Here is a 6,780-nt window from a genome sequence, read left to right on the forward strand (position 1 = left end):
GTGGCTCGTCCATAGCGGTAGTATGCCGGATTCTACTGATTCTCGCAACTCAGGAGTGACCCACCCTGAACGGATACGTTACAGACTATCAATCTTATCATACTACTGTATCTAATGCGTTGATTCAAATGGCATATGAAGGACTAGTTGATAAGCCTTTTGGTGATATGAAGGGCGGAAATACCGCTGGTAGAAGAGCATGGTTTCGTAAGCACCGTCCTACGTATAAAGATCAGCAAGTTTGGAGAATAACAAGTCAAGGAAAGCACTGGCTTGCAGAATTAAAGGCGTCAGGTCGGGAGATAATGCGGTTTCGGCGGGTTCGCGTAACCGATAACTATGATTCTCTATCAGAAGAATCTTCTGTCATTGAAACGGAAAAAGTTGAGCAAGAGACTCTCCAAGTAGAAACCACTGCGTTTCAAAATGACACTTCATCCGTAGATTCTATTTCTGTCCCACTTACAGAGGAAGAAGTAGATTTTAATTCTGATCTACTTACAAAAGAGGACGAAGAGGTAGATGAAGAAGACAATGATATTCAGGAAAATCATCTTCTAGAGATCGGCTTACTGAATACGATTAAACAAAGAGAGGAACGCTATACTGAATCTCGTGTATTTGATCCCAAGGATGTTGAAGATGCGAGAGAGAGAACTATTGGGGCTATTGTAAGGCGACGTGGGCAACCTGAATTTCGAAGAAAGTTACTAGAGGTATATAAAGGTCGATGTGCTATCACGGGCACTGATTTTGCTCAGGCTCTTGAAGCCGCACATATAATTCCTTATCGTGGAGATTATACAAATCACATCTCAAACGGATTATTATTACGAGCAGATTTACATGCTTTATTCGATCTTTTATTGATTGCGATTGATACAACATCAATGACGGTTATATTGTCACCTGGACTTCAAACCACAACTTATGCGTATCTACATGGTAGTTCAGTTTTTCTTCCTGATGAGAGCCATGGTGGCCCAAGCAGGGATGCACTTGATCAACATAGAAAAGCATCTGATCTCTAAAGGAACACCTAAATGTCATCTGACAACACTACTAATAGATCTCTATATTACGATCTACTTGCACATCCGCTTGTGATAAGGGTTTTGGAAAACACATCTCCTTTATATGATGATATTTTAAAGAATATCTCGAACACGTCTGCTAAAACAAAAAGTGAGATCCAGAAAAAAACACGGGAATATCTACGAAACCTCGCATCTTCTGATACAGATCTTTCGTTTAAAATAAAATACAACAATGAAGTTTTTCAGTATATCAGTAATTTAACTCATGCTGTGGAAAGAATCGAGATGACACCTATTTTTTTTCGTCGCTACCCTAAATCAAAAACTTATGAACAGAATAATATATCTCTTCATAGATGGATACAGTATCATTATGCAAGTTTCTTGATTACAATTACGAGTATATATGATACTGCACTATTATTGACAAACGCTGTATTTTTACTAGGAATAGAGCCTAAATTTTGCAGTCATAAGAAAATTATTAAGCATGAACGCATAAAGGAAACACCAGTGAAGCCTGCTTTAGAGCATCTTGATGCTCTCATCGAAGTATACAGAGAGCCACGGCATCTGTACGCGCACAGGAGTGTTCTTCCAACACTAGACTTACTAGATGATCTTGAAAGTATGAGATTTGCATCAAAGACACAAGAAGAATTTAATACAGATATGCCTGCATCTACTCATCCAATAATAGTAGAAGAATTGTATCAAATAGAAAGAAGAAGATTAACTCAGACCATAAAAGCTGGGGCTATTAAAATTACAGAGGGAACCAAGGTTTTCTTTAGTGCATTACATCCTTTCTATACAGAAATATCAAGTTGAGGAATGCTAAAAGCTACATGCATTGCGTTCCTGTCAATCAGCGGCCCAACAACCGCTCGCAGGTGACGCCGCTGGCGCGTCCCTGAATCCGGTGCGTTTTTCAAAGCCGTCTCGTGCGGTCGTTTGTGCCATTTATCGACGCTGCCAGCGGCGCACCTGAAGCGTGGCGTTGGGCCTTCCTTCCTCGCAGCGCCGAGGCGTCCCAGCGATCGGCGTTCCGATCCGCAGAGAACTGCGTTGGGGATGGATCGCATGCCCGATTCCTGTCGAGCAATGCCGTGCCAGGGGCAGCCGGAGGGAGAACGCCGTGCCGGTGATCAACCCAGAGATGCCGTTTGTGGGTCATCAGATCGCGCCAAGCCCGCCGTGCCACAATCACACTCCATACCACCGATGGATGTCGTTGGTGGGGTATCAGATCGTACCAAGACGATGAAGACCATTGGTCTGTGCGCATGATCCCACCCGTTTGCTCGGTAATGCGCACACCCGTATGGTATACTCTCTCTGAGCAATCACGCCACGAGCGAGGAGTAAGGCACGATGTCCGCACGGGATCTTTTTCATCACGCCGTGAAACAGGCACTCTGTGCCGATGGATGGACGATTACCGACGATCCGCTGGTGGTACAATTCGGCGGTGTTGATCTGTACATTGATTTGGGGGCAGAGAAGCTCCTTCAGGTGCGCCGCTGGCAGATTCTCGTGATCGGAACGAAGCTCAACCCAGCAGGAAATGTCTAGAACGCACCCAGGTTCAGTCCGCGCCAGCGGCGTCACCTGCGAGGCGATGTTGGGCGGCGGGGTTGACAGGAATGCGCCAAATACAGCTCTAGGACGAGCAATTCTTGTCTCTATATGTTAAAAAATTACGCAATGATGTCTCTTAATGATACGGTCTTTGCTTACGATGATGCTATTTTTTTCTGGTTGAGAATAGCCTGTGCGATGTCGTCGACCGTCATCGTCCCAAAAAGGCGCTCCTTATCCTTGGTGTAATCACCATATCCCGTGGTGAACTGGTTGAGAAAACGGGCCGTATTCACCGCTCCCATTTCCTGAATGAGCACGCGGAGGGCAACCGTCGTTACTTCCGCAAGGGGGGCATTTGCCGCTATGGTCATGGCATAACCTCCTGGGCAAGCGCTAAGGGGGTCCGTACCTTGAGCGCAAGTGATGGAATATCCTTTGCACGACGGAAGAAACGATCATCACACGTACAAAAGAAATCGACGGATACGGCTTCTGCTGATGCTAAATGGAGTGCGTCAATCGCTTTAATCCCTTGTTGTTCGAATTGTTTTGCTCGCATGATAATGGTGTCATTTAATGTGATTCTTTCCGTCGCTTGAGCGATAATGGTTTCGGCAAATATCTTACGTTGCGGATAGGGGTTTTGGTTTATTTCAAATGAAAGGATATCTGAGGACACCAATGTCAGGACGCCTCGCTCACACAATGCGAGAATGGCAAGAATGGCTTCCGCTTCAAGAGCAATACGCGCACTTGACCGATCATCAAGTGGTCGTTGGACACTGCATGTATCAAGATAGATACGCATGACCAATCATTTCCTAACGAAACTTCATCTCTCTGCCGGTAGTGTAGCATAGAACACACCCGCGTGCCAAAGCCAGAAGGCACTACTCCGTTGTCCGATTGCGGCATTTTGGATCGACGGTTTCCCTACGCGGTGATCCCCATGGCTGAAGATCAGAACTCGGTCATCTGTTCGGTATGGGCCTTTCGGGTTGAGGAGCCGCCCAACGCCTGCCTTCAGGTGCGCCGCTGGCAGCTTTCCGTGATCGGAACGAAGCTTAACCCAGCAGGATAGGGATAGAAAGCAACCAGTTCACAGGCCGCGCCAGCGGCGTCACCTGCGAGGCGATGTTGGGCGGCGGGTTTATAGTGTGAGAACGAATTAGGCTCTAGGAGATTATCTATTCTCAATCTAAATCCACTTCAATTTTATATAAATTAGAGATTCTTAAACGATTAATTTTGCTCTCGCTCGCTATCAACCGCAGTGCTTTTTCGACTTTTTCAATAATTATTTTATACTTATCATCTGATGGGGTGCCTGAAATGCCCTTAAACTGTAGACAAGACCTGATATAATAGTATAACGAATCGGAAATCTCTGTCTTGAATGTCTGATAGTAATCCTCAACATTAGCTTTCGCCAATACCTCAATATCATCAGGATTCCAGCCGTTTTTGGAAGCCAAGTCGCGTATAACATCCAAAAGACTTTTTTGTTCCCTTGCCAAACCCCAGAGATTATTTACTGCACCCATAATTTCATCGTCTAATTCATTCATAAACATTATATGATGACTTGGTGTTTGGGAAATTACATCTTGGTGTAGCAGAATATAATCTTTGATTAAACTACTCGCTGTTTCTTGATGGCCTAGTTTACGCAAAATCCAAGCCGTGTTCTGAAGATTGGAAAGCGACAGGTGCGAAGAGTTTAATCTAAATGCTGACAAAAGCTGATGAACGAACTCCTCTTCGTTGTTATCAAAAGAGTTGTGATATAATTTCCAGACCTGCGCATACGCATCTTGGCCTTGCTGAACCTTCGCTGCATTATTTCTCTTGGAAAGGTCTCTCTTAAATACATCACTATCCAAATAGCCTGTCTCCACAAATGTAATCAAATGCCGATTTAGGTCATTAACTCCTCGGTATCCATAATTGTTTAAAAGACGGTTCCAAGTTTCTTTCTCTGAATCGACTTCTTTTTCCTTTCCCGGCATGAGTAGTTGTACAAAATCAAATCCTTTCACATAAGAAAGAGGTGGAGCACCACTATCTTTATCATAGTAACACCAAACGAACAGTATTATAGATCTGAGAATCTCGTCAATAACTTCTGTTTCTGTACCTTCGAAGCACCCAAGAAGATCGCTAATAAAACGCTTAATGCGCTGGATGATTCGTATATTTCGAATATTTAGATTGAAAATTAATCTTTGCACGAGCAGATAATGAGGGTAATTCTCTGGAAAAACATAATTGAAGACTTCTTCGGAAGACGGCGAAAATTGCAATTCTACATCTACAATCTTTTCGCTATGTTTCCTGAATTCACTAACCTCCAGGTCAGACATGCTGCCTTCGTTTATGATTATTACAACCTGACAATTGCGCTGTTCTGTTAATAAAGACGCGAATCCCATCAAATCTTTAATATTAAGTCCATCCCCTCGCCTTTCTAAATCATCAAAGCATATAAGAGTATTCTTGAGTAACATAAATACAGCTTGACTGGCTATGCCACCTGTGAATTCACGAAGGGCGGGAATATTTTCGGCTTGCATTCCGAATTGCTTTATAATATCTGCGATGTTTTTAATGCTAGAATTAACCTCTTTATTATTAGCATCTTCCCTTGTCGCCATTATAATGTTACGAAGCTCTTCGAGGCTATTTATCCCAAATAGCGAAACATACGAGTAGTGTCCCTTATTAATCTTCTTGCTCTCTTTTGCAGTGATTATTGCATTTTGCCAAAAATACGTCTTACCTACACCCCACCCCCCTTTAAGCACAAGCAAATCGTTATGGTCAGCCGCGATAAATTGTTGGACGACCTTTTTGACGTGTTGTGTCGACACACTGTTCTCCTTCAGTCTTCGCTCTGTTCCTAGAATAATATTACCACATACGAGGTGCTGTATGGAGGGCCGCCCAACGCCAGCCTTCAGGTGCGCCGCTGGCCAAGTTTCCGTGATCCGAACGATGTTTGCCCAGAACAACAGCCAGACATGGCACCCAGTTCACAGGCCGCGCCAGCGGCGTCACCTGCGAGGCGATGTTGGGCGCGGGGCTGGCCATGACCTGGCTGCCATACGGGAGTTGACTCCGTGACGGAGGGATCGTGGTCGATTCCCCAACAGGCGCGATTGAAGCCGACTCTCAACGGGTATTGGCCGAATGGTGCATATGGTGAACCCATTGTCAAAACCCTGTAGAGAAATAACTGTTCACACTTGGGGTAAAACTCCTGCCTGGGTACGCGGGCGTCTCACCCGCAAACGCACCCAAGCGGGCGAGACGCCCGCGTACCCAGGAGAAGTGTGAACAGCTACGTAGAGAACCTAATAGGATAGCTTGGTGTAATCCTTAATGAGGTGGCTGCGCTTTGCTGAAACCTCCCGAATAGTCTTCATCGCGGTTATTTCCTTAACGTACTGTCCTATCCAAGAATGGACAACCTTCGTCCCTAAAGCACCATTCAGTTTATTGTAATTCTGGAGCCAATCAGTATGCGTTTCTATAGCTAAGAAAACTTCTTCAATGATATCCTCAGAATAGGGGGTATTCATCGTTTGAAGTACGCGTTCTACGAGATCATATACGCCTTGTGTCTTACGTTCCATCACTCTCTCCTCCCTCCATTGTCCTTCTCTGCACGTAGGATGCTCACGCGCTGACGGGCGGTGATCGCGGTCGATTCGTGCGACGGGTAGTGCTCGTGGCGGACTCGCCAACAGGCATTGATGGACACCGACTCGCCAACGGGTATTGGCCGAAGCGGACTCCCCGACGGGCGTTGAAGGTCGCGGACTCTTCGACAGGCGCTGATGGACACCGATTTTTCAACGGGCGCTGATCGAAGTGGACTCGCCAACGGGCGTTGAACGTGGCCGACTCGCCAACGGGCATTGAAGGTCGCTGATTCTCTGACGGGCGCTGCTCGTGGCCGACTCGCCAACGGGCATTGAAGGTCGCTGATTCTCTGACGGGCGCTGCTCGTGGCCGACTCGCTGACGGGCTTAGAAGTTTGCAACGATTCCTCGTCCCCCGGAGCGCGGGAGGCCACCCCGACGCCCAACGCCTGCCTTCAGGTGCGCCGCTGGCCATGTTCCCGTGATCCGAGCGATGGTTGCCCAGAAGGAACGCC

At 46.1% G+C, this 6,780-nt stretch carries 8 protein-coding genes; 4 read left to right on the plus strand and 4 right to left on the minus strand.

The window, feature by feature from the left end:
• The first annotated feature begins 128 nt into the window (after positions 1 to 128).
• The 3 genes from EKD03_RS17690 to EKD03_RS17700 all read left to right on the plus strand — a co-directional run bounded on the left by EKD03_RS17690 (position 129) and on the right by EKD03_RS17700 (position 2,612).
• A complete protein-coding gene (locus EKD03_RS17690; RefSeq protein WP_202976813.1) occupies positions 129 to 1,031 on the plus strand; it encodes an HNH endonuclease in 903 nt (300 codons plus the stop codon).
• Positions 1,032 to 1,043: 12 nt separating this feature from the next.
• Positions 1,044 to 1,868: a Cthe_2314 family HEPN domain-containing protein gene (locus EKD03_RS17695; protein WP_129633703.1), complete on the plus strand. Its 825-nt coding sequence runs from the start codon at positions 1,044 to 1,046 to the stop codon at positions 1,866 to 1,868.
• Positions 1,869 to 2,411: 543 nt separating this feature from the next.
• Positions 2,412 to 2,612 (plus strand): element excision factor XisH family protein, encoded by a 201-nt coding sequence (locus tag EKD03_RS17700; protein WP_129633705.1) that lies wholly within the window; start codon positions 2,412 to 2,414, stop codon positions 2,610 to 2,612.
• 161 nt (positions 2,613 to 2,773) lie between these two features.
• Here EKD03_RS17700 and EKD03_RS17705 read toward each other — a convergent pair whose 3' ends face one another.
• Both EKD03_RS17705 and EKD03_RS17710 read right to left on the minus strand, forming a co-directional pair.
• Positions 2,774 to 2,992: a hypothetical protein gene (locus EKD03_RS17705; RefSeq protein ID WP_129633707.1), complete on the minus strand. Its 219-nt coding sequence runs from the start codon at positions 2,990 to 2,992 to the stop codon at positions 2,774 to 2,776.
• Positions 2,989 to 3,429, minus strand: coding sequence for a PIN domain-containing protein (locus EKD03_RS17710; protein ID WP_129633709.1), 441 nt, complete (start codon positions 3,427 to 3,429; stop codon positions 2,989 to 2,991). Before EKD03_RS17710 ends, EKD03_RS17705 begins: the two co-directional genes overlap by 4 nt.
• Positions 3,430 to 3,570: 141 nt before the next feature.
• Between EKD03_RS17710 and EKD03_RS18965 the strand changes: the two genes are divergently transcribed.
• Entirely contained in the window at positions 3,571 to 3,702 is a 132-nt protein-coding gene (locus EKD03_RS18965) for a hypothetical protein (RefSeq protein ID WP_274542425.1), read from the plus strand.
• 112 nt (positions 3,703 to 3,814) lie between these two features.
• On the opposite strand, the gene EKD03_RS17715 is transcribed toward EKD03_RS18965, so the two are convergent.
• Entirely contained in the window at positions 3,815 to 5,491 is a 1,677-nt protein-coding gene (locus EKD03_RS17715) for a hypothetical protein (RefSeq protein WP_129633711.1), read from the minus strand.
• A 483-nt stretch (positions 5,492 to 5,974) separates the two neighbouring features.
• Positions 5,975 to 6,256, minus strand: coding sequence for a hypothetical protein (locus EKD03_RS17720; protein ID WP_129633713.1), 282 nt, complete (start codon positions 6,254 to 6,256; stop codon positions 5,975 to 5,977).
• Positions 6,257 to 6,780 lie beyond the last annotated feature (524 nt).

Origin of the sequence: Candidatus Oscillochloris fontis (assembly GCF_004138135.1) — a bacterium.
In the GTDB taxonomy this organism is placed as follows: Bacteria; Chloroflexota; Chloroflexia; order Chloroflexales; family Chloroflexaceae; genus Oscillochloris; species Oscillochloris fontis.